Origin of the sequence: Desulfofundulus thermocisternus DSM 10259, from assembly GCF_000686645.1 — a bacterium.
Taxonomy (GTDB): Bacteria; Bacillota; Desulfotomaculia; order Desulfotomaculales; family Desulfovirgulaceae; genus Desulfofundulus; species Desulfofundulus australicus.
Genome location: NZ_JMLG01000029.1, coordinates 1 through 26,863 on the forward strand (window position 1 = coordinate 1; position 26,863 = coordinate 26,863).

Here is a 26,863-nt window from a genome sequence, read left to right on the forward strand (position 1 = left end):
CGGCTTCAGCTTGAACCCACCTCTTTTTGGAGAATTTAGCCAGGCTTTCAATTAAACGGTCGAGGCTACCCGACTGGACATCTTCAATGCGGCCCAGGTTAGCAACAACTTTCTGGCGTACTTTACCGTTTTCACGAACACCTTCAACTATTTGTAAGTACGTCCTTTTGGTGCCATCTTTATTGGCGAAGGTTTTAGTCCTGACAAACATAGCATAATCATTATAACATGGCAATATTGGATATTCAAAGACAGTAAATGGTATACGTGGCACAACATTTTTTGATATTCCCAATATACATCCTTGATTTTACTGGGTTTTCAAGAGTTGATGGAGCCTAAAACCGGCTTTTACTGTCAAAGTTGAGATTAACATCAGTACTCTAATTACATCTAAGGACATATCTAATACCCGGGCAAAAAAAATAAATAGGTAGCAACCCAATAGCGGCAGCCATGTTTCCACCAATTTTCCCTCCAGGAAGCAGACTTTTTTATGTCTATATTTTATGTCTATATATTGAATTGTTTATATTGAATTGCTTATATTGATTTGCTTAAAAATTGATCATGTTTTTCATTTAATAAAGCATGATACTCAGCGATTAAATTTAATGCTGAGCGATGAGATGAAAGTTGTTGTGCGTTAATTTTGGCCCGTCGGGATAATTTTTGTCTGAGCTCCTTATTTAAAATGAGCTCTTTAATTTTTTCAACATAAATTTCCTTACTTTCAGGAAGTAAAAAGCCATCTTCACCATCCTTAATCATTTCGCTTGACCCATATGCTTTAATGGCAACTACAGGTAATCCGGCTGCTTTTGCTTCGGCCAAAACTAATCCTTGAGTTTCAGTTTTAGAAGCAAAAACAAAAATATCAGCCCCGAGATAACAATTAATAACTTCTTTTCGATTTAAAGTGCCGGTGAAAATAACCTGTTCTTCTATACCAAGCTGGTGTGTTAATTTTTTTAAATTGTTATATTCTGGTCCCCCACCTACCATAACAAGTTTAATATTAGGGTTAGTAATATAAAGTTCTGCAAAGGCATATAACAGAAATACAATATTCTTTTCTTGTCCCAGCCGTCCGACAAAGAGTAATATAGTTTCCTCTGGTTTAATATTATATTTCTTTCTTAACCAGTAGATGTCGCCATTATTAAAATCATCCAGGTTGATGCCTGTAGGTATAACTTTTATTTTTGTATATACCCCAAGGTTTCTTAAATGATCTTTAATAATTGAAGTTGGTGTAATTACTAAATCGCATTTATTGCAAAAATCACGACAAAAGCGCCTGGTTAATTCCCTGGTTACGCTTCGGGCAAAAGGTACGTAATGAACGTATTGATCATATAAAGTATGAAAAGTAAATACCAGTGGAATTTTGAGTTTACGAGCATAGCGGGCACCTACCCGTCCTACAAGAAATGGTGAATGAACATGAATGATATCCGGTTTCCACTGGGTTAATGTTGGTTTTAAACGAAATGAAAATGGTAATGCCAGCGTAAAATCCCGGTTTGTAGGAGCGGGAAAAGATGGAAATCGAAAGACCCCTTCTTCTTTCGAACAGTTAGGATAATTGGGGGCAAAAATATATATTTCATGTCCCAGTTTGGTTAATTCAGCTGTAAAGGTATCTATCGAACGTACCACTCCACTGGTATAGGGACGGTAACTATCGGTAAAAATACCGATTCTCAAAAATATTCCACCCCTCTATATAATAATAATTTATCTCTGATTTTACCTTTTAATTATATGATATTGGGCTTTTTATTCCAAGGGTATTCGATTCTTTTTCCCAGCGATAGTCAGCGGATATAATACGCCAGCCTGATGAGGTTTTATGTAAACTAAAATATCCGGTTCCCTCTTGTATTTGACCGCTAATAAGATCCTTGTTGACCATGTCTATTTTAAGAGTTACCTTTTCCGTTGAAATAGATGTTATATAAATGGCGCTTACAAAAGTTTGAACGTACCAGTCCGTGGGCTGCGATATAAAATTCCACGCCCTTTTACTAATAGCGGATAAAATAGGCTCTGCATAATATTTCCCCAGTTTCTCTCTAACTTCATATATATTTCGAGCCTGCCACCAGGTTTTATCTTCCACTGCCCCTTTTACAACTGCATATATATCGTCGTATTGCATTTTTATTGGGTTGCTGACAGCGAGGTGATTTTCCCCTCTGATTAATAAAAAAATTACGGCTAAAGTAACAATGGGCCAGAATCTCATAAATACTCCCCCTTTTCTTTTTAGTGGATATAGATATAGTTTATATACGCCAACAGGTAAAAATATCCTGTTATAATCTGGAAAAGGGGGAGAAAATTTTTTCTTATTTTATTTTTTATAAACCTCTTATATAATCTGGACGTAATGGTATACTACCAGGCTCATTTAAGGCCTTATCCAGCACGTAGATAAGTTTATCCTTATCTCTTTTTAAATAACCCCTTAAAGGGAGGTAATTGGAGGCGTGATTGCAACGAAAAAGACAGTTATCTATTTCCAAACTTTCAATTAACCATTTTAATTCCTGTAAAGATTCCTGTGGGGTTAGTAGCGTAAACTTACCTTCCTGTACTTCTTTAAAAAGTGGGGTTCCGGGTACAACGATAAGAGTTAGGGCAGCCAGGTAAGTGGGATTAATGGCATTTATAACCCTGGCGGTAGCCTGGGCGTGTTTACGGGAATATTCCTTCCCTCCGAGGCCCGTAATTACAGTTACTGAAAGCTCAAATCCAGCATCCAGGGCGCGCCGGCAGGCTTGAATCATTTCATTAGCATTAACCCCTTTATGCATTTTTTTTAATATCACATCGCTACCGCTTTCAACTCCCAGATAAAGTAATTTCAGACCTGCCATTCTCAATTCACTCAATTCATCAAGTTCCTTATATAAAAGATCCCGCGGGCCGGCATAACAGGACACCCGTTCTAATTCGGGAAAATAATTGTAAAGGTGCTTTAATAAATTTAAGAGACTTTGTGTTTCCATGGTTAAAGCATTACCATCCGCCAGAAAAATACGTTTAACTCCCTGGCCAAAACGTGACGCTATCTCTATGTCTGCCATGATTTCAGCCTGGGATCGTACACGAAATTTTTTGCCCTTGTACATACCACAAAAAGCACAGGCATTATGAGAACACCCCAGAGTGACCTGCAAAATTAAACTGCTGGCTTCGCTGGGCGGACGGAAAAGAGGAGGTTCGTACAGCATTTTTCTCCCCCCATTTATCATGGCCTGGATTTATCGTGCCTGGGGTTGGCTGCAACTTGCTTGATAGCACTGGTAATAGCAGCAATTATTTGTGCCTTACCGCCTATTTGTTCAAAGCTGACTCTGGTCAATATGGTGCCTTCATCTGATACCACATAATGCGGGGGTAATTGATTTAAAGCCAGGGCCATAATATCTTCCTGGCAGTAGATGCAGGTGCAGGTATGCGGATTATTTTTGGTATATTCTTTTAGTATCTCTGGCAGAAGACGTTTTACTGCTTCTTCTGTATAATTATGGATCATAATCTTCCCCCTTTTCACAGGCGTAGGGTTGCAATCAGTCTTACAGGATGCAACAATAAATCCAGGCCTTCGCAGATATCTTTCACTACTACATCGGCTGCCAGGAGAGCTTGAACCGAAGCTCCTTCAGGTCCCAATACAGCAATGCCCAGGGCGGCATTTTTTAGCATCAGTGTATCATTGGTTCCATTACCAACAGCAACCGTATTTTGAAGACCTAATCTTTCAATGAATTTTAATTTTTGGTTGACTCCTTTCCCCTGCTTTAAGACTTGTACATGTCCTTTGATGTTCCGGCAGGCCTTTTCACCTGTACCAAAGGTATCGGCTGTAAGAATATGAATCTCTAGTTTTTCGGAAAGTGCGTTTAACCTTTCCTCTACTCCCGAAAGTAGATTGCCATCCTTGGCCAGTGTGCCGTTAAAATCCAGTACCAGATATTTTAATTTGAGCGTTTCCCGTTCCGGTATATCTATGGTAAGCAATTTTCCACGTTACCTCCTATCCTTCAATATTAGGAAAACTGTCAATCACCCAGACAAATCCCCAGTTGCCTTGCCGATAAAAGCAAATCGCTATCCAGGGGTACGGAGCGTACCTGACCGGTAGCTTCCGCTAAAGGTACGGCATCAATTGCTGCTCCCCTTAGACATACCATATGTCCAAAGCGACCTTCCATAACCAGCCGGACTGCTCCTGTTCCGTAACGTGTGGCCAGTATGCGGTCAAAAGCTGTAGGTGATCCTCCTCTCTGCAGGTGCCCCAGGATGGTAACCCTTGTTTCTTTCCCGGTGGCTTCTTCAACTTGCTGGGCTACCACATGGCCTATGCCGCCCAGGCGAATGGGATCGAAGCTGTCCTCTACCCTTTTTTGAACCACTAATTCCCCGTCTACTGGTTTAGCGCCTTCGGCTACCACAATTATACTGAATTTTTTGCCCTGTATTTCCCTTTGGTTGATCATATCGATAACCTTTTCAATGCGATAGGGGATTTCAGGAATTAATATTACATCAGCACCACCGGCAATGCCGGCAGCCAGTGCTATCCAGCCAGCATAACGTCCCATTACTTCCAGAACCATAACCCGGTGGTGAGATTCGGCCGTGGTATGTAATTTATCCAGGGCTTCGGTAGCTGTTGTTAAAGCCGTATCAAAACCAAAGGTTTGGTCTGTTGCCAGCAAGTCGTTATCAATGGTTTTGGGAACTCCCACCACGGGCAGCCCCTTATCAAAAAGCTCTCTGGCAATAGCCAGGCTACCATCTCCGCCAATGACAATAAGAGCATCAACACCATGTATGCTGATATTTTCAAATATACGATCGCTTACGTCTACGTAAACCTTTTTCCCTCCTTTGATGACGGGATAGTGAAATGGATTGTCGCGGTTGGTAGTGCCAAGAATAGTTCCCCCACGTGGCAGTATGCCAATAACATCTTTTTCTGTAAGCTCTCTTGCCTGGTTTTTTATTAACCCTCCGAAGCCATTTAAGAAGCCTACCACTGAAAGGCCATATTCCCTAATGGCAGCTTTTACCACGGCTCTGATAACGGCATTTAATCCCGGGGCATCGCCTCCTCCGGTTAATAATCCAATTCGCTTGACTTTAACTGGAGTATTCATATTTAAACCTCCTCGTATCATAGTATTAGAACCACCGGACAACCCCAGATTCCAGTTTAGGAATAATATGGGTTGACCGGATGGTTGGGAACCGGTTCCCATATTACGGGTACCGAGGCCAACAAAATCAATGTCTGATTCCACAGCGGGTACAGTACCGGTACCGGTAAATTGCGCGATTACTGTATCGTGGAATGGGTATTGATAGCAGTTGGCCAACAGTACCTCGAATATGGTGGTGATGCCCAAGCAGTTTGTAAACGCTCGAAATGTACACACAATCTAATCCCTGATCGTTATCAAGCGAATGGACAGGTAAAAGTCCGCTGAGATATTTCTGGGTAATAGATAGTGATGGTTGTGGTCCTGTTCCAGCCGGCCCCGGAACGTGCTGTCAGGCAGTTGTCCCGGCCGGGCCGGCTTTCTGTTGCCTTTTTACACCAAGCTGGGTCTGGACATGGATGCCTCCTTTGCGGGACAATGGGACTAACAAGCCTGGTATGGGGATATTTCTTCCACCTCCAGTGGAGCCCGAAGGGCTACCATTTCGTAAAGCGTGTTACCCCTGGTCCGCCGTCCATTTCTAACCGCTGGATGTACCCCGGCTGCCTGGTGATGGGACCCGCAGCTACCCATTCATGCACCCCCAGGGCCGGATGAGTACTGATTACGAGGGTGAGTAAGGCGGTTCCCCGGGGGCATCCAGGTCCTGTACCCGGCTTGATTTTTTTGAAAAGGGAGGTGAACCCCGTTGAGCAAACTTTTTGTCGGTATCGACGTGAGCCTTAAGGGTAACAGTGTTCGTTGCCTGGACGCCAACGGCGATACTGTACGGAAATTTAGTGTGCCCAATACGGTGGACGGAGCAAGTGTCCTGGTGGATAACCTCGTTGAGCTCGCAGCCCAGTATTCTATGCAACAGGTAGTGCTGGGCCTGGAGGCTACTTCTAATTACGGTTACCACCTGACCGCTTTTTGCCAAAACTCGGAGAAACTGGCCCCGTTTTCACCGCAAATCCATGTTTTAAATCCCAGGACGGTCAATAACTTCAAGAAATCTTACAATGACCTGCCGAAAAATGATGATATCGATGCCTGGGTTATTGCTGATAAATTGCGCTTCGGTCGCCTCCCGGAGGAGGTTTTTATGGACGAACGTTTCCTTGCCCTCCAACGGTTGACCCGCACCAGGTTTCACTTAGCCCAGACGATTGCCCGGGAAAAGACGTATTTCTTGAACAATCTTTTCCTGAAATTCAGTTCCCTGCGCCAGGAGAAGATCTTTTCCGATCCCTTCGGCGCTACGGCCATGGCAGTGGTAGAGGAATTCTATTCCCCGGACGAGATTGCTGCCATGCCTTTAGAGGAACTGGTTTCTTTTCTACAGGAGAAGAGCAAAAACCGCCTGGTGGATGCTGAAGGGGTGGCTAAAGCCCTGCAGAAAGCGGCACGCTCTTCCTATCGCCTGAGCAAGTCCCTGGCTGACCCTGTTAACGCCTGCCTGGCTACCAGTATCAGCGTCATCCGGGCCCTGCAGTCAGAGTTGAAAAGGCTGGATAAGCTGATTGCCCAGCATCTGGAGGCCTTCCCTCAGACTTTAACTTCCATCAAAGGTGTTGGCCCGGTTTATGCGGCTGGCATTCTGGCCGAGATCGGCGACATCAGCCGGTTTAAAAACCAGAAAGCTCTGGCTAAATACGCCGGCCTGGTATGGAACGAACACCAATCCGGCCAGTGGAAGGCCCAGGATACCCCGCGGGTTCGCTCCGGCAACAAGTACTTGCGCTATTACCTGGTGGAGGCAGCTAACCTGGTTAGGGTGCATGATCAGGAATACCGTGAATTCTACCAGGCCAAGTACAATGAAGCCCGTACGCATAAACATAAAAGAGCACTCGTCCTTACCGCCAGAAAACTGGTCCGGCTGGTTTTTGCTTTGCTGCGCTCAAACCAGCTTTATACGCCCAGGAAAAGGGGTGATTGATCGCCTCCTTTAAGTGTGAGCACTGCAGATAATGCCCAGATATTGTCAGCTTCTGGGCCTGGTTTGTTGTTGCCTTTTTACGACTTAACCCCAAAAATTTTTTCCAATTTCCCTTCAAAAAGTACTTGACTTTTTACCGCTGCGCTTATACCACGTGCAAGATATTTTCTATAAACCTGTTTATTGCAGCGTTAATTTCTCCTGGCTTTTCCAGCATCATCATATGGCCTGCACCCTGGATAATTTCCAGCCGGGCCAGGGGTAAATTCCGTTGCAAAAATTCACCATACTTAACCGGTGTCAGCATATCCTGATCGGCAGATATTACCAGGGACGGGACTTTAATTAACGGCAGCATATCCATCAAATCAAAACCATTACAGGCAGTAAAATCAGCCAGGTATACCTTGGGAGGAACAGATTCCATTTCCCTGCGTGCAGCTTCCAGGAGTGAGGCAGGTGCATCTTTACTATAGGCCAGTTGGATTAAATCCGTGTAATATTTCCCCTGCTGAAGAGTTTCCAGTATAGCAGGGAGTACCCGCAAACGGGCACCGGTTCCAATCAAAATCATTCCGGCAAGTTTTTCTGGATATGAGCGGGCAAAATCCAGGGTGATAGCTCCCCCCATCGAATGCCCGGCAAGAATAAACCGGTGGCCGATAAGCTTTTCCGTAAAAGCATTGATAAACTGGCGGTATGCCGTGATATTATCGTACGCTTCTCCTTGTGACTGACCGTGACCGGGCAAATCCACGGCCAGAACCATGTAATTTTCTTTTAGACCGTTAAGCTGGTAAAGCCAGTGGCGGTGACTTCCCCCTGCACCGTGGACAAAAAGGATGGTTTGTTTTGGTTCCTTATCTTTAGGCATTTCAGCTGAGTAATAATAATTAAGGGAATCAATAGTTATAAAGGGCATTATAATTACCTCCATGAAAAAATTACCGGTTTTTATACCGGTAGAAGGTAAATTATGATTTTAGTGATGACCATGGGCATCACAGCTGTGGGTTGGTTTTTCTTCCCTATCCTCATACTTCTTCCACATACTTGTAAAAGCAGAGGCAATCACCAGCAGAGCCACTGTGGTAAAAAATCCGAACACAATTCCCTGCCACCACTGTTCAAAAAACACTATTTCTCCCTCCTTTTTTATCCCGCAAATAATACGCGGTAAACATTATTCACTGGCTCGTAAGGTTAATTCGTTTAAAACCTGTTTTAACTGTTGTAATGAATTACCAAAGCCGGCCCAGTCTCCGTTTTTTAGTTTCTCCATCGCTTGATCATAGAGCCTGCTGGCTTCACGGGCCAGTTCAACTAACCCTGCTTTATTGTTAATATTGTCAACCCGTTGTTCTGTTACAGAGTGCTCTATTTCTTCTTCGACTCCAAAGATACGTCTTAAAGCTTCTCCTAAAGTTGGCTCCATCACTACCTGATCACCATGAACAACTATAACCCTCCGTAGTTCGGGCATCTTACTTTGTTCTGCCTGCAGGTATATAGGTTCTACATATAACAGAGAATCCTTAACCGGTATTACCAGCAGGTTACCCCGGAAGACTCTCGATCCTCGCTGGTCCCAGAGAGATAATTGCTGTGAGATCGTGGTGTCCTGGTTAATGCGCGCTTCGATTTGCATGGGACCATATACCAGTTCCTGCTTTGGAAACTCATACACCAGCAACCGGCCATAATTTACCCCATCTGATCTACCGGCCAGCCAGGCTATCATATTCTTTTTATTTTGTGGAATAAAGGGCAGCAGTTGTATATATTCTGGTTGTTTTTCACCGGGTAACCTGGTGATAATGTAATAGGCTTCCATGGGCTCTTCTTTATCTTCAACTATTTCCGTTGGCCTGTCCCATTTATCCTCTTTATTGTAAAAAATGCGATAGTCCTCCATGTGATAAAGAGCATATTTTTGCGCTTGAATCATAAAAAGGTCTTCGGGATAACGGATATGGGTCTTAAGAGCCTCGGGCATTTCCTCAAGAGGCTGAAAAACATCCGGGAATATTTTGCTATATGTTTGAATAATGGGATCATTTTCATCGGCAAGATAAAAGCTTACGCTACCATCATAAGCATCAACCACCACCTTCACTGAGTTGCGGATGTAGTTCAGCCGGTGGTTGTAGGGTTCAGCATAAGGGAACATGCTGGTTGTTGTATAGGCATCCCACATCCAGTAGAGCTTGCCGTTGGCCAGGACTATATAGGGGTCTCCATCATAAGTTAGAAAAGGTGCTAACCTGGGTACACGCTCATAAATATTGCGGTAATAAAGAATCTGGCTATCCTGCGTTATGTCCCCAGAAAGAAGAATACGGTAATCCCCAAAAGATATAGCAAACAGTAAACGACGGAATAAAGAATTAACCTTTACCCCCTTATTCCCCTGGTAAAAACACCAGGCATTTTCATCTCCTTTGGGGTAGTCAAATTCCGGATTTTTAGTATTGACTATTACATAGTTATCTGTAAGCTCACCAAAATAAATTTCCGGACGTTCAACTTTTAAGTTTGTATGGGTTGAGGGAGGTATATCTTTAATGGTAAAACTTGGTAAACCCTCCCTTGTTACTTCATTGACCGGGCTCATAACAATTCCATATCCATGGGTATATTTTAAATGCAGGTTTACCCAGGTTTGAGCCTGGGGGGGCAGCTGACTTTGATTTAATTCTCTAGCCGCCACCATTACCTGGCGGTAACTCCCATCGATAACATAACGATCAATGTCTATATTTTTCAACTGGTAATAAAGACGCATTTCCTGTAGTTGACTATAGGTTTGCTGCAAAGGACGGTAATCCCAGAGCCGGATATTATTAATAACTTCCTGGTTATTTACCAGGTCTTGCGCACTTAACATTTTGCCGGCAGGAAATGATTTTCTTTCTATATTATCAAGATTATAAGCCATCCGGGTAAATTTAATTGCATTTTCAATATAAGGTTTTTCCCGCTCCATTTCGTTAGGAACAACTATAAATTTTTGTACCACAGCGGGGTAAATAACACCTAGCACTACGGATCCGGCGATTAAAAAACCAATTGTGTAAAGAACAAACCGGAAGCGCGAAAGAAATATATTTAACAATATAATAACCGAACAGGCGAGGGCCAGGACGAATAGAATTTTATATGCCGGCAGATTGGCGTGGACATCGGTGTAGCCTGGGCCAAAAACTGCACCCCTTTCAGAAAACAGTAACATATACTGTGCGAGATAGTATCCTGCAGCCCGGAAAAGGAAAAAAATTGCTGCCAGGATCGACAGGTGGCACTTAATATGGTTAAACCTGAAAATACTTTTCCATCCACCTGGATAAGTACTGCCTATAAGGATATAAATACCACTTACAATTAACAGGCTAAGAACGGAGGCACCTAATAATAGATGATAGATAAAATGATAAAAGGGTAGCTCGAAGATATAGAATCCTGCATCACGATAAAAAAGGGGATCTTTTACCTTAAAAGTTGTTTTGTGGAGAAATTGTTGCACTAAATTCCAGTTGTCAGTTACGGCTAAAGCAGTTAAAAGCGCCGGTATAAGACTCAGTATGGCTAGAAAAGCAATTAATTTTTTTGAATGTATAAACTTACTCCAGGGAGGATGATAAAGAGTAACAATGTCACCGTCATTAATTGTTCTGGTTTCAGCTGCTTTAATTAAAGGGCCGCGGGTAAATAATAAGTTGATGAAAACAACGAGAAAAATTATTAAACCTGACAACAATCCTGTTAATAGCTTCGAAAATAGAATAGTTAAAAAGACTTCTTCAAAATCTAAGGACTTAAACCATAGCCAATCAGTATAAAAATTTGCTCCTCCATATATCAGAAATGGAACAATTACTGAAGCAAGGAGAATTACTGTTCTGGGGATTTTTGATATTAATTTCAAATAAATAAACCTCCCCAATAGACTATACTAACGCATCTGGGATATGATTACTTTAAAAGTTAATGAAAATCTAGTTACTACATAGGTTTGGGGTTCTTTTGTGCCTCATCGGCTTCGTGGCGTAGTTTTGCTTCACACAACTGACAGATCATAACAGATTTTTTAGGTTTAAGATCCTCATCCTCATAATCGTCGTAAGCATCAGGGTTAAATTCTTCCACTTCAATCATGCGACCGCATATTATGCACCGTGTTCCCACTCTTTCCTCTCCCCCCACGGTTATTTTATGTATGTTTATTCGCCATCCTGTGGGATTTTTCCTTCTCTTGATGTTGGACAATCGGATAATACATTGAGCCTGCCGTTTATTCAGCAGGCCCCAAATTTTTTAAGAAAAATATTTTTTTAATTCTCTAGCCATATCTTCGGGTACATGTAATGTCCAGGGCTCATCATGAAGTACTTGTAGGTGACTGTAGTCGCTTCCTACCAAAGGATAGATGGTATAACGACCAACGATCCGGGCGGTAATCCAGAAGCCCTGATCCTCTTTTCGGGCAGCATAGAGAGCTACGTTAAAACTGGCAATGTTGTTTTCTTGGTAATAGAGGATAATTTTATGTAAACCTTCCGCCAGGTCGTGTAAATCCCGGTACTCCAGTTCAGCAAAGGTTGTTTTATGAGGTAAAATGGCTGTAACATCACACAGGGCCCGCGGGGCAAACGTGGCTATCCAGTGGATATTACCAACTCGCCCCAGGTAACGTTCCCCCATTTTTATTTCATAGTCCAGTAAGTCCGCCCAGAAGTTACTGCCGTTTTGCTCCAGGTATAATTTGCCACAATTAATTAATTCTGTATCGTAACGGCAAGGTGTTGGCCCGCATAAAACCTGTAGGTGGGGATGAATTATGGAACCGCCGGCGTAGGGCATATAATTCCAGTTAACAGAGCCATACCTGGCTCTTTCTGCGTCATATGCTTCTACCAGTTGGAGAAAATTTAATGATGCCTGGAAACTGTCTGCTATTATATTGGGTGTAAGAGACGTCATGGAAAGATAATGTTCCGGACCCATTACAGTTACTCCTGAGTAAATTTCATATGGAGAAAGGTTAGGCACCACCACTGCCTGGCCGTATTTAACGCGGCCTCCCGCAACTATATACTCTGGAAAGCGTGGTGTGGCTTTTTCAAGGTTTTCGGGGCAAAAAGGACAGAATCTTTGCCGTGATTCCTCTACGAATGGTGTCCAGTCATGGCGGGGTAATTTGCGATTGCGAAAAGGGAAAATGCGTGTTCTGTGGCCAGTTAGGGGATCAAACCTTATTTCACTACGGAAGCTGCTTAAAGCAAAATCCTGAAAAGGACTATGGAATTCTGTTTCATTTACTATTTTCTTGAACTCAATACCCATAACGAAATCCCTGCGCTTCATGCCCGGTTTGCAGAATTTTATTTGTATTATCCGGGATAATCAATCGCCCAGGGGTATTTCCCTCCCTTCGAATTTATTTTTCTTTATTTTAACAATAGACACCAAATTTGTCACTTAGCGTTTTTTTGATTCATCCCCCATATCTCCCTGTGTTTAAAAGCTTCATTAATTGTAAACGTTATAATCTAGCGTCAGCCACGTTACGTGAAAACAGTTCTTGACGTTATAAAGAAAATATTTTATAATAACACTGCGCTATGATATTTCTTCTCTAGGGGAGTAGCTCAATTGGTAGAGCGGCGGTCTCCAAAACCGTAGGTTGCGGGTTCGAGTCCTGTCTCCCCTGCCAAAGAAACGCAGAAGCCTCAAGGAGTTGAGGCTTCTTTTTTGTGTGCCCATCATGGGCGTTTGTAAATAAATAGGCAGGAGTATTTATCCTGCCTATTTTTCTGCTTCCGCAGCTTCCTTAGCTTTTTTAATGATTTCTTCTGCCAGGCGGGCGGGAACTTCTTCGTAACTATAGAAACTCATGCGGAAGGAACCCCTTCCCTGGGTCATGGACTTGAGGTCGATTGCGTAACGGTACATTTCTGCCAGGGGTACCAGAGCCCTGACGCGGGAGTTTTTACCTGCTGCTTCCATTCCCAGGATACGCCCTCGCTTGGTATTAAAGTCGCTTATGATATCACCCATAAAGCTTTCAGGAACAGTAACTTCCACTTCCATGATTGGTTCAAGTAGTACCGGCTTGGCTTGTTGCTGACCTTTCTTAAAGGCCATAGAGGCGGCAATTTTGAAAGCCAGTTCTGAAGAATCCACCGGGTGGAATGAACCATCGTAAAGTACAACTTTTACACCGGTAACCGGATAGCCGGCAAGAACACCTTCCTGCATGGCTTCACGTACGCCCTTTTCTACCGCCGGGATATATTGTTTGGGGACTGCTCCACCAAAAATCTCCTCGGTAAATTCAAATGGTGCATCAGCCAGGGGTTCCAGGCGCAGCCAGACGTGGCCATATTGTCCACGACCGCCAGTTTGCTTTTTATGTTTGCCTTCCACCTTTACTTCGGCACGGATGGTTTCCCGATAGGGTACCTTTGGTGAATCCATGCTAACATCCACGCCATATTTGCGCTTCAACCTTTCGAGAAGGATATCCAGGTGCAGTTCTCCCATACCCGTAAGCAGGGTTTGCTTTGTTTCCGTATTTTTCTCCACCCGGACTGTGGGGTCCTCTTCCAGCAACTTGGACAGAGCATCCCCCAGTTTATCTTCGTCTCCCTTACTCTTGGGCTGGATGGCGACTGTCAGGGTTGGTTCGGGGAAGTTAATTCTTTCCAGTTTAACGGGGTGATCCTTGTCACACAGCGTATCACCGGTACTGGTGTCCTGCAGTTTAACCAGCACGGCAATATCTCCCGTGGGAACCTCGGTGGTAGGAATGGAGTTTTTGCCCCGCACATAGAGTATTTGCCCAATCTTTTCCGTTTTTTCCCTGGTGCTGTTTAACACTACAGTATCACTTTTTAATGTTCCGCTAAAAACGCGGATAAAGTTCATTTTACCCACGTAAGGGTCAGCCAGAGTTTTAAAGACCAGGCCGGAGAAGGGAGCTCCTTCATGTACAGGGGGGGCGGGACAGTTTACTACCAGGAAATCCATCAGGCTGGTAATACCCATGTTTTTCGTGGCCGAACCGCATAAAATGGGTACTACTTTACCTGTACTGACTCCCTTTTGCAGCCCCTGTTTTATTTCTTCCCCGCTTAATTCTTCCCCTTCCAGATATTTCATCATTAACTCGTCATCAGCTTCCACTGCTGCTTCTATTAACTTTTCACGGTAGGAAGAAATTTCCGAAGCAAGTTCTGAGGGAACATCTATTTCTTTAGTTTTTCCATTTTCAAAAGAGTATGCCTTTTGCTCGATCAGATCAACAATTCCCGTAAAATTGTTGGCCTGACCAATGGGCAATTGTACGGGAGCAAAGTTGGCGTTAAATTTAGCCTGTAAATCATCAAGAACTTTAAAAAAGTTAGCGTTTTCCCTATCCATCTTGTTTATAAAAATCAGCCGGGATTGATTATCCTTAAGTAGGTCCCAGATAACCTCAGTTTGCACCTGCACTCCGTCAACGGCGGAGACCACAAAAAGTGCAGTTTCCACCACCCGTAATACACCATAAACTTCCCCTATAAAATCAGAATATCCAGGGGTATCCAGGAGGTTTAATTTATGATTCTGCCATTCGCAAGGTACAAGGCTGGTATGAATGGTTACCTGCCGGTTAATCTCTTCGGGGTGATAATCAGAGGTAGTGGTTCCATCTTCTACCCGCCCCAGTCGAGAAATCGCTCCGGTATTAAAGAGCATTGCCTCTACTAAAGAGGTCTTTCCGGCGCCGCCATGGGCCACCACGCCAATGTTGCGGATTTGAGAAGTCTGGTAATTTTTCAAAATCCCGTTACCTCCTTTTTGTAAATAATGGTTTCCCCCAGGTTAGCAATATATACTATAGCACAGCCAGAACTGGGCATATCTGGATTGAACAACAAAAACAGCCCCTACTGGGGTGCCCATGATAAAACTTTTCTTTGCTTGATAAGCTGCCTAAGCTCCTCTTATTCTACGCTATGTTCCTAAAATCCTTTGGGAAGAAGAAAATTTTTTCGACATATTATCCGGCGAGACTGACATGGTTGGCCACATAGGTACCTGAATTCAATCATACATATAGCAAGAGGTGGAGTACATGTCCCGGCATTCATTTATTTATGGTGCCTTTGTCCTATTGCTGGCCAGCCTGTGCAACCGTATAATTGGATTCATTTATCAAATTCTAATGATCCGGCTGATCCGTCCTGAAGGAGTCGGCCTCTTTAACATGATCTACCCCATTTACGTCTTGATACTGGTTCTGGCTACTGCAGGAATTCCTGTGGCTATTGCTAAGTTAATAGCTGAAGAGGTTGCTCGGGGAAACCTGTGGGGTGCCTACCGGGTCTTTTCTGTTGCTTTCTGGTGGATTGTTGCCTGCAGTTTGTTTTTTACCCTTATACTTATTTTGGGCCTACCTTTTTTGCAAAACTACATTTTCCCCAACCCTAAAGTATACTATTGTTTTCTCAGTTTAATTCCCGGGATTATTATCGTATCCCTATGCTCTGCATTTCGCGGTTTTTTTCAGGGGCTCCAGCAGATGACACCTACAGCTATATCACAGGTAGCGGAGCAAATGGTTCGGGTGATTGCCGGGCTGGGGATAGCGTGGTTAATGCTCCCCAGGGGAATTGAGTATGCAGCTATGGGCATATCCCTGGGGGTTGTACTGGGTGAATTTGTTGGTTTCATGTTCATGCTGGCCATTTATTCTAAGAAAAGGCCTTACCTTCCCCCTTTGTCAGCATATTGTCCTGTACCGGTGCTTACGGTTACGGGCCAGATTTTCAATCTGGCTATACCCGTAACTCTAACCCGTTTTGTTTCTACGGCCTTTTTGACTATAGATGCCATGTTAATTCCCCGTCGGCTTCAGATAGCAGGAATGGATTTAAATGAAGCAACAGGTGTTTACGGCCAGTTTGTGGGTATTGCAGAATCCCTGCTGTTTACCCCCAGTATTGTTACTATTTCCCTGGCCACAGCTCTCGTTCCGGCTGTTAGTGATGCCCTGGCCAAGAATGACCTTCCCCTGGTACGTGTTCGTACAGAAGAGGCTTTGCGTCTGACCATGTTGGCCGGTTTGCCTGCAACGGCAATTTTTCTCCTTCTACCCAGGGAGCTGTGCCGGATTATTTTCGGTTATGCTGACGCCGGTATGGCTCTGGGCGTTCTGGCTCTAGGCGGGCCGTTTCTTTACCTGCAGCAAACCACTACCGGCATCTTGCAGGGGTTGGGGCGGGCAGAAAGGCCATTACGTAACCTGCTCATTGCCTCTGTTTTTAAAGTAGCCGGAATATACTACCTTACCTCCACCCTGGGAATAAGGGGTACTGCTCTTTCCTTTTGTGTGGCCTATATGATTATGGCATTACTAAATTACCGGGATCTAAAAAATATCATCGGCTTAAGATTGGATTTTGGTTATTGCCTGGGCAAACCGCTGGTAGCTACTGCAGGTATGGCGGGAGTTATGAGTTACGTGCGCCAGTTTATCATGAATTTTGGAGAGCTGTCCTTTTTCGACCTGCTGGTTGTGTTGTTCCTGGGTGGGGTAACTTATTTATTTTTACTGCTTCTATCCGGTGGAATACACGGCCATGATTTGCGCCGCCTGACTTCTTTTCTGGGATGGCGTAGTTAAATTAGCATTCAATAGTTATTGCGCTTAATTGCTCACGGATTACATCAATAGAACGATAATCGGTCAGATCGAGCTGAATGGGTGTAATGGAAATGAAGTTTTGTTTTATAGCTCTTATATCCGTATCATCACTGTTGTTTTCGAGATCTAACGGTTCTCCTGCCATCCAGTAATAAATGCGACCCCGGGGATCAGTACGCTTATGAAATATATTGACATACCTCCGGCTTCCCAGGCGGGTTATACGTATACCGCGAGGTTTTTCAGCTGGTATATTGATATTTAATAATGTCCCTTCGGGTAGTCCTGTTTTTAAGATAAGATTAACTATTTTTCTTGTTATTGTTGCTGCCGTGGAAAAATCATGTTTGCTATAGCTGGTAAGAGAAACGGCCAGGGAGGGAAACCCATTAATAGTTCCTTCTATAGCTGCGGACACCGTTCCTGAATAAAGGACGTCAGTTCCTAAATTAGGTCCCTGATTAATACCGGCAACTACCATTGCGGGGGGCTCCGGTAGAAGATCTTCCAGGGCCAGCTTAACGCAATCGGCCGGTGTTCCCTGTACAGCCCAGGCTTTGGCTTTAATGCCTGGTATATTAACATTTTCCAAAAGCAGGGGGCGATGAACAGTGATACCGTGACCGGTGGCACTGCGTTCCCTGTCCGGGGCCACAATATAAAGCTCACCGGTTTCCTGCAGGCTCTTGGCCAGCGCTTTTAAGCCGGGAGCAAATATCCCATCATCATTGCTGAGCAAAACAATCATGGTACCCTCCATTAGATTTCGTAAATTGAAATAATCATCTTGTCTTTTTCCGCATCTTTGGTTAAACCGAACATTAATTTTTTATGCTTAAGATTTTTATTTAGAAAATCTATTACCTTATACATTTCAGGATAGGGTGTAAAGCTTTTAGTAGCTATTAATTCAAGCTTGCCTTCTTTTTCTTTCATAATTTTTTACCTCCTCGGGTACTGGTTAGCTAACCCTTGATAAGGGCAAGTGCTTCTGCTCTAGTGGCTTCACTTCTTTGAAAGGAGCCGCGTACTGCTGAAGTAATGGTTTTCGAACCAGGTTTACGAATACCCCGTAAAGTCATGCACATATGTTCTGCCTCGATTATTACCAGTACACCCTGGGGATTCAACCGGCGCATAATACTATCGGCGATCTGGGTAGTTAAGCGCTCCTGTAATTGAGGACGTTTGGCAAACCCTTCTACTACCCGTGCCAGCTTGGAAAGTCCTGTAACCTTACCTTTCCTGGGTATATAAGCAACATGGGCTTTTCCAAAAAACGGTAAAAGGTGATGTTCGCACATCGAATATATAGGTATATCCTTAACCAGAATCATTTCTTCATGCTCTTCAGTAAAAATTTTTTCCAGGTGTATTTCCGGATCCTCCCAAAGTCCACAAAAGATTTCTTTATACATTCTGGCCACCCGGGCTGGCGTTTCCCTGAGCCCTTCCCGGTCAGGGTCTTCACCAATGGCTTCTAAAATCATACGTACTGCTTTTTCAATTTTTTCGGTATCAATCACTTGCCTCTCCCTCCTAAAATTATAAGTAACCCAGAAATTTATGTGTCTGTGGGACAACCCTGACATCGGTTAATCTTTTCATGGCCAGGGATTGCCAGGTGATAATTTTTTCTGCGCTTAATTTTATCTCCGCGTCAGGTGTTGTTACGGGCTGAAATACTACGGGAAAATCCCCGACATCGCAGATTAAATCCAGAGCCTTTTCTATTTCTTCCATTTTACTGTTTTCATCCACTATTATTTTTACAAATGTATTTTTAGTGCGGGCCAGTTCTAGAAATTCCCTGTGCTCATCCCACAGGGGTTTTACCTTAGCTGTCCCGGGTAGCTTAATATCCATAGCAATAATGTCAATGAAGGGAAGTAATGGTTTTAAGTATTCTGGCAAAGTGCCATTAGTTTCCAGGTAAATGCCCTGCCGGGTTCCCTTAATTAGAGGAATAAGCTCTATTAAAAAAGGTGTATGAAGTAAAGGTTCCCCCCCTGTCAAACTGATAGAATGATGAGCAGCCGGTTCAAGTTCCCTCAGGATCAGGGCGACATGCTGGGCAGTCATAGGATTTGGTGAGGAAAAAAATTTCCTGGTGCCCGGCCGCTTTTCCCAGCGGCATTGTTCAGGTACATCACGGGGTGTGTCACAATAGCTACAGGTCAAATTACAACCGGCAAAGCGCAAAAAAATTTGCCGGCATCCTACAAAAATACCTTCACCCTGAATTGAGGAAAATATCTCTATAATCGGGGCAGCCAGGGGGGACACCTTATCGCACCCCCTTGACTTTACATCTGGCGCGCTGTATACCTTCCATCTCTTTTATGTAGGATAAGCCAATTTTCTCAGCAAGCTTGGCAACTTCTTCAGCCGGCCAGCCCAGTTCTATTAGTCCCACTGCTGGTACCGGTGTGTTTTCCGCAGATATATTTAAAGCTGTATGAATTATAGTGGATACTGGTGTGGCAGTAGCAATGGAAATCGAAAGTTTACGCTTTTGATAGTATAAATCATCGCCTGATCGTACCAATTTATATCCTTTTTCTTCTAGAACTTCTTTAACCACAGTTATGAACAGGCGCTGGCGCAGGATCGTTTTTTCTAAATCATGATCAAAATGTTCAACAATAAAATGTAACATATCATTTCCATAAATGGGTTGCTGGTTGCGGACATCTTCTAAATCTACCATATGCTCAAAATGAATGCAGCAGGGCCCCCGGAAAGCTACTATACTATCACCTAAAAGACCAAAGGATCTATAAGCCCAAAGAGAGGCAAGCTGGGTACCATCGTACTGTAGAATTTGAGGAGCAAAATAAAAATGCATAATTTCACCTCGCAGCGGACATAGCCCTCATAAATCGCCGGCAGCTTTCACAGCGGCCACACATGGTTTCACCACCGTAGTAGCAACTCCAGAGCAAGTGCCACGGAATTTTAAGACGTTGCCCCAGGCGTACTATTTCTGACTTATTTAACCTGGCGGTATAGCTAACTACACGTATCTTGTTAGCTGTGGAATATGATAGAGAAAGGTTAATTGCTTCGATGAAATCAATGCTGTTATCGGGAAATGCAGCTGCTTCTTCCCGGTTAAAACCGGTTACCACCTGCTCACATCCCAGGGCTTCCGCAAAGCAGGCAGCAATATTTATGAACAGGCCATTGCGATTGGGCACCCATACTGCTTTTGCCCTGGTTCTGGCCTGCTGAGGGTTATCCAGCTCTCCTTCGGGTTCCGGTATGATTTCTTTCGTATTGACCAGAGAAGTGGTAGTAACATCAGCCAGGAAGGGTAGGTTTATAACCCGGTGAGCCAGGTTATAATGGGCAGCCAGGGCTTGGGCAGCAGCTATTTCCTTTGCTGCCGCCCGCTGGCCGTAATCTATAGTCAAGCAAAGTTGTACCTCTCCTTCGATTAAAGCCTGGGCCATGGAAACGGTAGAATCAAGGCCACCGGATAGCAAAACTACACTTTTCATAGTCCTGTATCCTCCCGGTAACTGGCGCAGGCATCGGGGGATTCCCAAACCCGTACTTCAGCTATGGTCAAATTAGAAGGTAGTAAAGTTTTTAGCTGGTGATAAATATATTTGGCCAGGTTTTCCGCAGTTGGGTTATTATCAAGCTTGTTAAATGGGTGCAAGTCATTTAAGTAGCTATGATCAAGCTCTTCTATAACCGTGCTGGTCATTTTTTTTAGCTCTCCGAAATCAATAAGCATTCCGCAGGAATTTAATTTTTTTCCTTCTATTGACACTTCAACAGTCCATGTGTGTCCGTGCAGGCGGGCGCATTTACCCTGATAATTAAATAGGCGGTGGGCAGCAGCAAAACGTTCGATTATTGTTAAACGGTACATATCATGAATTCCTCCAACGAGTAGTATAACACAGCCACCTGGATTTTAACTATTTCGCCACTTTTCCCGATCGTCCTTCTATTATCTTTAATGATGGTGCTCAAAGGTGTTTCCGTGTTTCCAGGCCGATATTATAAGAAAAGCGGCCATTTCATCACGAATGACCGCCTATAAACATGGATGTTTAAACTTATCTGCCCGTCTTTTTTATATCAGACCCAGAGCCCGGTTATAGCATTCTACAGCTTCCGCTGCCTGCCCCATCTCATTCAGAACATTACCCAGCATACCCCATGTTTCCGGGCAACCGGGCCGGTTGGCAAGAATTTGTTTACATATAATTATGGCCTCATTATAACGTTTTAATTTAACCAGACATGCAGCCTTATTGAGGAGAATTACAGGATTTTCAGGGTCATCGGCCAGGGCGCGGTCGTATAACTGAATGGCTTCATCTTCCCTTCCTATTTCATCCAGGCAAAGGGCGTAGTTATTTAAGGTAGTAGCATCATTTAACCCGCAACGAAGGGCATTCCCGTAACAAGAGATAGCTTTTTGATATAACCTTGACCTGTGATAACAGGAAGCAAGGTTTGACAGGATTGCTGCGTCACCGGGACACATTTTTTTAGCCAGTTCATAGCAGGCAATGGCTTCCTCATATCGCCCCAAATGGGACAGGCTGTATCCCTTATTATTCATTACTTCTACACTGTTCAGACCTCCTGCTTGTGCTCGCTGATAATATTCTACAGCTTCCTCGTGACGGCCAAGTTTGCTGGCTGCCAGTCCCATGTTCAGATATAGTTCGGGACTTGCCCCTTGAGAGAGTTGAACTTGCCGGAGAACGGTTAGGGCTTGTTCAGCTTTTCCCATTTCCAGCAACTGAACACCAACTTCATACAGCGATGGTATATCATTTCTTTTTAGAAACATATTTTCAATTTGACCCCACAGTTTTTTAGGGGATGTTCTTTTTTCCTCAATGCCAGTTTTAGAAATTTTATGATAGTTATAAAAACTGTATTGAGAAAATAATCGCGAAGTTTTAGCCAGCTGGTTCGAACGATTAAGCCAGTAAAGGAGGCTGGTTTTACCCTGTTCGCCAGCTACTCTTTTCCAGTGTAAGATTGCCCGATCCAGTCGGCCCCGTTTCAGGCATAACCTGGTTGCATGGAGATGGAACATTGTTTGTCCGGGGTGAAGTTGCATAGCCCGGTCTATAAAACGAAGGGCCTGTTCCTCGGCTCCCAGGGCTTCCAGGATGCGGGCCCCTACATGCCATAAAACAGCCATAGTGTTCTGGCGTTTTAGAGCAAGTAGCGGGTTCCACATCTGTATCGCTCCTTTTTAACGTTTTTAGTTAATTTCAATTTCTCGATTAACCTGAAATTTCCTGCCAAGTAAATGTAATTTTATTCCATCAAAAACTCACTTCTTACGACATAATACAAAAGGAGGGAATATTAATTTCCCTCCACGATTAAAAAACTAGGAATTGACGCGGTAGCCTGCTTTTTCTATTGCCTCAGCAAGCTTTTCCGTAGTTATTTCCGGAGTATGAATAACTGAGACTTTTTTCCCAACCAGATCAACATTTACTTCCTCCACACCTTCAATTTTTTTTAAAGCTTTTTTCACTGCCGCTTTACAATGGTTGCAGGACATTCCTTCAACCGTAAGAATTGTTTTTTGTACCGCCAAAGTATTGCACCTCCTGAAAGTTAGGGTGCGGCCACCCATCTTTATTATATTCCTTTATAGTATACGGGTTGGTTTCCCCTGCGCATAAAAACAATTTCAGCGGGTGAAGATAAAAGCTGGTTAGAAAACTACACCGGTTTAAATTGAGGTGAAAAAGAGATGGATAAAGAAAAAGAAAGACAAAAACAGCCCTTTGCTAGAGGAGATGCATTTATTCCTGAAGCTACGGGATCTGCCACCATGATTAACCTTGATGGTCAGTGGGAACACGACTTTGTAGATGATCCCACTCCTTTCTCTCGTAAAAATTCTCCCGGGAAGGTCAATGCAGGCAAGAATCCAAAAAACAATGGAAGCCCGGAAGTATAAAGGGTGCGTGCTTCTAGTTTCCAGAGAATTTTCGCAGGCGAAATTCTGCTCCAAGCTTTCGTGCAATCTCCCGGCACTTTTCCACATCCACCCCTGGCCAATCTACAACGGAGAGAATTACTCTGGGAATTTGCCCAACACAGGAGCGGGCAAAATCTAGTACGGCCTGGTAAGCTTTCTCTCCGTATACTGGCCGGCATATTTTAAGATAACTGCTGGCTGAGTGCGCGTTCAAGCTAATACAGATAATATCTACCAGATCCTTTAAATCTGAAACAATATTTTTTTGATAGATGAGTCCGGCCTGTCCGTTTGTGTTAATTCTTATTTTGGCATCTTTTTTTTTTTAAATGGCTGGCTATTTTTTTAACTGTATCAAGACGTAATAACGGTTCGCCGTAACCGCAGAACACTATTTCCTGGTAACTGGCAGGTTCTTTAATTGCAGCAAGTACTTCTTCCGGAGATGGTTCATATTTAAGCCAGAGATTATAACCGATGCCCCGGGGGGTATGTCGTATACAAAAAAGACAATTATTTGTGCATCGGTTAGTAATATTAAGGTATAAGTTTTGTCCCAGTGAATAGGCCACAATTTGATCTGCCATTTTTCCACTCCTGAACCAAATTAGTCATATTATCCTAAATAAAGAATTATAGATGAAAATAAAAGTAAAGGAGGTGATTAACTTGATTAATAATGAAACTTCTGGCTCCTTTAACATTGGGGAAGTCTTCCGGGGCACTCTGTTGGGACTGGCGGTATCCTTTCTGGGCAGTGCATTAATAGGCACGGGATATTATTTTACCAGGCTCCCTGAGAGCAGTTTACCGTGGTTTGCTGCAGGTTTATTTTTTCTGAGTATTCTGATAGGTGCTTGTTCTGCCGCCAGCCGGGCCGGAAATCGTGGTTTGTTTCACGGCCTGGGAGTGGCCCTCTTATTTTTCATTATCTCCTGGCTCTTGGCCAGTATTCTGTTCCCCTCCCCAATATTACCCGTATCATTAATCCAGAAATTGATTTTGGCTATAGTAGCCGGTGCCCTGGGGGGGATACTGGGGGTGGGTTTCAGCGATCAGGATTAATCATTGTATAGTTCTCCGGTATTATTGTAAACCCTCTTACTGGTCCAGTAAAGCTTTCAAGTAATATTACCCCGTACTTAAAAAAAGAGTCCTGCAGATATACCTGATAAAAAAGACACCGGCCTTACTATAAACGGTGTCTTTTTCTTTTCCCGGAGGGTGGCTACCCCATTTTTAGTTTGCCTGTGATTAATAATATTAGCAGGGAAGCTAAAACTCCGGAGGCAATTGCTTTAACTGGCTCAGGTAGAACACCGGGCCATCAAGGCATACGTACTTGCTACCGATGTTGCATCGACCACATTTACCTATGCCGCACTTCATCTTCATTTCCAGGGTGGTAATGACCTGATCGTCAGAGAAACCCATCTTTTCAAGGGCCTGCAGTACAAATTTAATCATAATTGGCGGTCCGCAGGTAATGGCATACTTGTTTTTCGGAGTAGGATTAATTTCCTCAAGGTATGCCGGTACAAACCCTACGTGTCCCTCCCACCCCTGCTCAGCCCGGTCAATAGTGGTATAGACTTTAGTACCCGGCATTTGAGGCCAGCGTTCCAGGATATCGTATTTGAAACAAAGATCGTCTACAGATCGGGCACCATAAATAATCTCTATATTTCCGTAGTCTTTCCTGTTTTCCTCGGCCAGCACAAAGTCAATTAACGCTCTTAAAGGAGCCAGGCCTATACCGCCACCTATAAACAGAAGGTCTTTACCCTTCATTTTTTCGTATGGAAAATGATTACCATAGGGACCGCGAATGCCCACTTTGCAACCCGGTTCCAGGCGGTGTAAGGCACTGGTCAACATTCCCACCTTTTTTACGCTAAATTCTAAAAGGCCTTTTCTGGTAGGCGAGGAAGTAATGGATATAGTGGCTTCTCCCACCCCAAATACTGAAATTTGAGCCACCTGTCCGGGTTTTTGCTTAAAATTTTCCATTACCTCTGGATTATCAAAGACCATTTGAAATGTTTTTACATCCGGAGTTTCATCGATAACCTTTATAATGGTGGCTGGAAAAGGTTTTAAAGGATTATGAGAGCGGCAATTGGTCATACCGGGCCACCTCCTGCAGGTCAGCAATGATCTGGCGTATATCAATATTAACCGGGCACTTGTTTATACATCGACCACAACCGACGCATCCATCCAGATTATAGCGGTCACGGTGATATTTCAGCTTGTGTAAAAAGCGATTGCGTATGCGTTCCTTTTTTGTGGGTCGGGGGTTATGTCCACCCGCCATCCGTGTAAAATGGCTGAACATGCAGGAATCCCAGCAACGTGATCTTACTCCCGATTCCCCGTCCGGGCTTTGATCGAAAATATCAAAGCAGTGACAGGTGGGACAGATAAAAGTGCAAATACCACAGCCCAAACAACGCTGAGCAAGTTCATTCCAGTAAGGTAGTTCAAAATGCTGATCCAGAAATTCTTTTATGCCGGAGATATCTACCTTTCGAGAAAACTGGCTGGCCAATTTTTTACCCATTTCATCGCGGGTTTTACTTACACGGTTATCTCCGTCGACAGCAAAGAGTTGGTGGTATTTGTTGACCAGTTCTTCACCGCGGGAGGTCAATACTTCAATGCCGTAGCCGTTCTCCATTTCTGTTAGTAACAGATCGGCCCCTTCCCCGTTGGTGGGTCCTCCACCCATGGAATTACAGAAACAGTGGCGTTCTACCCGGGTGCAACATAAACATACTAAAATGGTGTTCTGGCGGCGCATCTGATAGTAGCAGTCCTGATAGGTGCCATTAAAAACCGGATCAAGGGCTATGATTCCCTTTACATCACAGGGACGAAGCCCAAAGAGGATGGTTGTTCCGGGTTTACAAGCATCCTCCAGGTTAACCTGGTTGTCGCTGGTGAAAAAGAAAAACATTTCTTCCGTTTGGGGGAAAAGCCAGCCTTTGGGGGAAATCGTGCTGTTGGTATAATTCAAATCTATTTCGGTAAAGCTCCCTACTGGTTTAAATAAGGAAACCTTTTCTTCCTCTCTAACAGGAGCTACTAAAGTATAATCCCTGATCAGGGCATCGATCCAGGTTCTTAAATTATCCCTGGTAATGATATAAGCATTCATCGCAGTTGTCCCCCTCTACATAAATTCATCGGGATCGGAATTGGTAAATGAGCCCAGAGGTGGTAGTTCATTTAAATTTGTACCCGGAGTGGGGACGTTGAACAGATCTTTGATGTCCTTCAGGATCTTCCGGTTTAGAAGCGTAAGGGGTATATTTACTGGACATACCCGGTCGCACTCACCACAGTCCACACATCGTCCAGCTACGTGAAAAGCCCGGATAAGGTGAAAAGCAGTGTTTTCCGAAAGGTTATTGGCTTTGGCTATCCAGCACGGTTCTGCCTGGTCAAATACACATTCACGGCAAGTACAAGCCGGGCAGACGTTGCGACAGGCATAACAACGCAGGCATCGTTGAAACTGTTTATCCCAATAATCACTTCTATCTTTTACTGGCAAATCTTCCAGTTTTTTGACTTTTTCAAAGGGATCCACCCGGTTAGCCGGAGGAATTTCCTCCCCCAGCATGAAATCTGCAATAACCGGGGTGTGATGTTCGCAACTCCGGCACTTTTCAAGTAAAGATTCGTTCCGGGAAAAGTAAGCGTAAAATAAACCCCACCTTGCAATCAGGTGGGGACATAATCTGGCTTATTTATTAGCCCTGCAGACAGGGGGCAGCGAATCGGACCAGGGGAGTAACTGATCCAGGGCGTTACTGTCTTTAGGGTTCAGGTTGGGAAGTTTTTCAAAAAGATAGCTGAGGTACTGGAAAGGATTCAACCCATTCTCCTTTGCCGTTTCTATGATGCTGTAAGTAATAGCGCTGGCCCGTGCACCCCGCGGAGTATTGGCAAACAACCAGTTCTTGCGGCCAATGACAAAGGGTTTGATCGACCGCTCACTCCGGTTGTTATCCAGTTCCAGGCGCCCATCC

31 protein-coding genes, 1 tRNA gene and 1 pseudogene are annotated in these 26,863 nt (G+C 43.9%); 5 read left to right on the plus strand and 28 right to left on the minus strand.

Translation table 11 applies throughout. The annotated features are described in order from the left end of the window. The 7 genes and pseudogenes from BR83_RS17420 to BR83_RS0112830 form a co-directional block, all read right to left on the minus strand. A pseudogene (locus tag BR83_RS17420) lies at positions 1 to 211 on the minus strand (IS1634 family transposase); the annotation flags it as partial. A 332-nt stretch (positions 212 to 543) separates the two neighbouring features. After that, a complete protein-coding gene (locus BR83_RS0112805) occupies positions 544 to 1,710 on the minus strand; it encodes a glycosyltransferase family 4 protein (RefSeq protein WP_027357410.1) in 1,167 nt (388 codons plus the stop codon). Between the two features lie 49 nt (positions 1,711 to 1,759). Next, entirely contained in the window at positions 1,760 to 2,251 is a 492-nt protein-coding gene (locus tag BR83_RS0112810; RefSeq protein ID WP_027357411.1) for a hypothetical protein, read from the minus strand. A gap of 115 nt (positions 2,252 to 2,366) precedes the next feature. Continuing rightward, positions 2,367 to 3,242 (minus strand): radical SAM protein, encoded by an 876-nt coding sequence (locus BR83_RS0112815; RefSeq protein ID WP_027357412.1) that lies wholly within the window; start codon positions 3,240 to 3,242, stop codon positions 2,367 to 2,369. A gap of 17 nt (positions 3,243 to 3,259) precedes the next feature. Beyond that, the gene (locus tag BR83_RS0112820; RefSeq protein WP_027357413.1) at positions 3,260 to 3,547 is read right to left on the minus strand and encodes a late competence development ComFB family protein; all 288 of its coding nucleotides are present in this window, start codon (positions 3,545 to 3,547) and stop codon (positions 3,260 to 3,262) included. 14 nt (positions 3,548 to 3,561) lie between these two features. After that, positions 3,562 to 4,032, minus strand: a complete 471-nt coding sequence (locus tag BR83_RS0112825; RefSeq protein WP_027357414.1) for an HAD family hydrolase — start codon at positions 4,030 to 4,032, stop codon at positions 3,562 to 3,564. A 41-nt stretch (positions 4,033 to 4,073) separates the two neighbouring features. Next, complete coding sequence (locus BR83_RS0112830) at positions 4,074 to 5,174, minus strand: 6-phosphofructokinase (RefSeq protein WP_027357415.1); 1,101 nt, start codon at positions 5,172 to 5,174, stop codon at positions 4,074 to 4,076. A gap of 751 nt (positions 5,175 to 5,925) precedes the next feature. On the opposite strand from BR83_RS0112830, the gene BR83_RS0112835 reads away from it, so the two are divergent. After that, a complete protein-coding gene (locus tag BR83_RS0112835; protein WP_027357416.1) occupies positions 5,926 to 7,158 on the plus strand; it encodes an IS110 family RNA-guided transposase in 1,233 nt (410 codons plus the stop codon). A gap of 145 nt (positions 7,159 to 7,303) precedes the next feature. Here the strand turns inward: BR83_RS0112835 and BR83_RS0112840 are convergent, their stop codons facing one another. From BR83_RS0112840 to BR83_RS0112860, 5 genes are all read right to left on the minus strand, one after another. Beyond that, positions 7,304 to 8,080 carry an alpha/beta fold hydrolase gene (locus BR83_RS0112840; protein WP_027357417.1) on the minus strand — a complete coding sequence of 259 codons (777 nt, stop codon included), beginning with the start codon at positions 8,078 to 8,080 and terminating at the stop codon, positions 7,304 to 7,306. Positions 8,081 to 8,140: 60 nt separating this feature from the next. Further along, positions 8,141 to 8,296, minus strand: coding sequence for a hypothetical protein (locus BR83_RS17335; RefSeq protein ID WP_165611052.1), 156 nt, complete (start codon positions 8,294 to 8,296; stop codon positions 8,141 to 8,143). A 45-nt stretch (positions 8,297 to 8,341) separates the two neighbouring features. After that, positions 8,342 to 11,083 carry a UPF0182 family membrane protein gene (locus BR83_RS0112850; RefSeq protein WP_027357418.1) on the minus strand — a complete coding sequence of 914 codons (2,742 nt, stop codon included), beginning with the start codon at positions 11,081 to 11,083 and terminating at the stop codon, positions 8,342 to 8,344. A 77-nt stretch (positions 11,084 to 11,160) separates the two neighbouring features. Further along, complete coding sequence (locus BR83_RS17340; RefSeq protein ID WP_169736941.1) at positions 11,161 to 11,313, minus strand: hypothetical protein; 153 nt, start codon at positions 11,311 to 11,313, stop codon at positions 11,161 to 11,163. A gap of 159 nt (positions 11,314 to 11,472) precedes the next feature. Further along, entirely contained in the window at positions 11,473 to 12,501 is a 1,029-nt protein-coding gene (locus BR83_RS0112860) for a hypothetical protein (RefSeq protein WP_027357420.1), read from the minus strand. 294 nt (positions 12,502 to 12,795) lie between these two features. Here BR83_RS0112860 and BR83_RS0112865 point away from each other — a divergent pair. Then, a tRNA-Trp gene (locus BR83_RS0112865) sits at positions 12,796 to 12,871 on the plus strand. Between the two features lie 92 nt (positions 12,872 to 12,963). Here the strand turns inward: BR83_RS0112865 and fusA are convergent. Next, a complete protein-coding gene (gene fusA, locus BR83_RS0112870) occupies positions 12,964 to 14,982 on the minus strand; it encodes an elongation factor G (protein ID WP_027357421.1) in 2,019 nt (672 codons plus the stop codon). 295 nt (positions 14,983 to 15,277) lie between these two features. Between fusA and spoVB the strand changes: the two genes are divergently transcribed. Next, entirely contained in the window at positions 15,278 to 16,828 is a 1,551-nt protein-coding gene (gene spoVB, locus BR83_RS0112880; RefSeq protein ID WP_027357422.1) for a stage V sporulation protein B, read from the plus strand. 1 nt (position 16,829) lies between these two features. Here spoVB and surE read toward each other — a convergent pair whose 3' ends face one another. The 9 genes from surE to BR83_RS0112925 all read right to left on the minus strand — a co-directional run bounded on the left by surE (position 16,830) and on the right by BR83_RS0112925 (position 22,436). Then, complete coding sequence (gene surE / locus BR83_RS0112885) at positions 16,830 to 17,597, minus strand: 5'/3'-nucleotidase SurE (RefSeq protein WP_027357423.1); 768 nt, start codon at positions 17,595 to 17,597, stop codon at positions 16,830 to 16,832. Positions 17,598 to 17,608: 11 nt separating this feature from the next. Then, on the minus strand, positions 17,609 to 17,785 hold the full coding sequence (locus tag BR83_RS16795; protein WP_073166693.1) for a YpmA family protein: 177 nt from the start codon (positions 17,783 to 17,785) through the stop codon (positions 17,609 to 17,611). Between the two features lie 29 nt (positions 17,786 to 17,814). After that, entirely contained in the window at positions 17,815 to 18,375 is a 561-nt protein-coding gene (gene folE / locus BR83_RS0112895; RefSeq protein ID WP_027357424.1) for a GTP cyclohydrolase I FolE, read from the minus strand. 19 nt (positions 18,376 to 18,394) lie between these two features. After that, positions 18,395 to 19,135, minus strand: coding sequence for a 7-carboxy-7-deazaguanine synthase QueE (locus tag BR83_RS0112900; protein ID WP_027357425.1), 741 nt, complete (start codon positions 19,133 to 19,135; stop codon positions 18,395 to 18,397). Position 19,136: 1 nt separating this feature from the next. Then, a complete protein-coding gene (locus BR83_RS0112905) occupies positions 19,137 to 19,697 on the minus strand; it encodes a DUF366 family protein (RefSeq protein WP_027357426.1) in 561 nt (186 codons plus the stop codon). A 4-nt stretch (positions 19,698 to 19,701) separates the two neighbouring features. After that, a complete protein-coding gene (gene queC / locus BR83_RS0112910; protein ID WP_027357427.1) occupies positions 19,702 to 20,352 on the minus strand; it encodes a 7-cyano-7-deazaguanine synthase QueC in 651 nt (216 codons plus the stop codon). Next, the gene (queD, locus tag BR83_RS0112915; protein WP_027357428.1) at positions 20,349 to 20,732 is read right to left on the minus strand and encodes a 6-carboxytetrahydropterin synthase QueD; all 384 of its coding nucleotides are present in this window, start codon (positions 20,730 to 20,732) and stop codon (positions 20,349 to 20,351) included. The genes queC and queD overlap by 4 nt, the downstream gene beginning before the upstream one ends. A 207-nt stretch (positions 20,733 to 20,939) precedes the next feature. Next, on the minus strand, positions 20,940 to 21,944 hold the full coding sequence (locus BR83_RS0112920; RefSeq protein WP_157833022.1) for a tetratricopeptide repeat protein: 1,005 nt from the start codon (positions 21,942 to 21,944) through the stop codon (positions 20,940 to 20,942). Between the two features lie 279 nt (positions 21,945 to 22,223). Then, complete coding sequence (locus BR83_RS0112925) at positions 22,224 to 22,436, minus strand: heavy-metal-associated domain-containing protein (RefSeq protein WP_027357430.1); 213 nt, start codon at positions 22,434 to 22,436, stop codon at positions 22,224 to 22,226. 159 nt (positions 22,437 to 22,595) lie between these two features. On the opposite strand from BR83_RS0112925, the gene BR83_RS17425 reads away from it, so the two are divergent. Continuing rightward, entirely contained in the window at positions 22,596 to 22,805 is a 210-nt protein-coding gene (locus BR83_RS17425) for a hypothetical protein (protein ID WP_034635475.1), read from the plus strand. 13 nt (positions 22,806 to 22,818) lie between these two features. Here BR83_RS17425 and BR83_RS17835 read toward each other — a convergent pair whose 3' ends face one another. Together BR83_RS17835 and BR83_RS17660 are read right to left on the minus strand one after the other, a co-directional pair. Continuing rightward, entirely contained in the window at positions 22,819 to 23,133 is a 315-nt protein-coding gene (locus BR83_RS17835) for a hypothetical protein (protein WP_322786318.1), read from the minus strand. Beyond that, a complete protein-coding gene (locus BR83_RS17660) occupies positions 23,123 to 23,413 on the minus strand; it encodes a radical SAM protein (protein ID WP_242839675.1) in 291 nt (96 codons plus the stop codon). The genes BR83_RS17835 and BR83_RS17660 overlap by 11 nt, the downstream gene beginning before the upstream one ends. A gap of 82 nt (positions 23,414 to 23,495) precedes the next feature. Between BR83_RS17660 and BR83_RS0112940 the strand changes: the two genes are divergently transcribed. Further along, positions 23,496 to 23,891, plus strand: a complete 396-nt coding sequence (locus tag BR83_RS0112940; RefSeq protein ID WP_051618239.1) for a TIGR04086 family membrane protein — start codon at positions 23,496 to 23,498, stop codon at positions 23,889 to 23,891. Between the two features lie 210 nt (positions 23,892 to 24,101). Here BR83_RS0112940 and BR83_RS0112945 read toward each other — a convergent pair whose 3' ends face one another. The 4 genes from BR83_RS0112945 to BR83_RS0112960 form a co-directional block, all read right to left on the minus strand. Then, positions 24,102 to 24,953, minus strand: a complete 852-nt coding sequence (locus BR83_RS0112945; protein ID WP_027357432.1) for an FAD/NAD(P)-binding protein — start codon at positions 24,951 to 24,953, stop codon at positions 24,102 to 24,104. Further along, positions 24,931 to 25,986 (minus strand): 4Fe-4S dicluster domain-containing protein, encoded by a 1,056-nt coding sequence (locus BR83_RS0112950; RefSeq protein WP_027357433.1) that lies wholly within the window; start codon positions 25,984 to 25,986, stop codon positions 24,931 to 24,933. Before BR83_RS0112950 ends, BR83_RS0112945 begins: the two co-directional genes overlap by 23 nt. A gap of 15 nt (positions 25,987 to 26,001) precedes the next feature. Beyond that, positions 26,002 to 26,454 (minus strand): 4Fe-4S dicluster domain-containing protein, encoded by a 453-nt coding sequence (locus BR83_RS15990; RefSeq protein WP_084327255.1) that lies wholly within the window; start codon positions 26,452 to 26,454, stop codon positions 26,002 to 26,004. Between the two features lie 123 nt (positions 26,455 to 26,577). Next, positions 26,578 to 26,863, minus strand: a 286-nt coding sequence (locus BR83_RS0112960; RefSeq protein WP_027357434.1) for a transposase domain-containing protein, incomplete at its 5' end; no start/stop codon positions are given.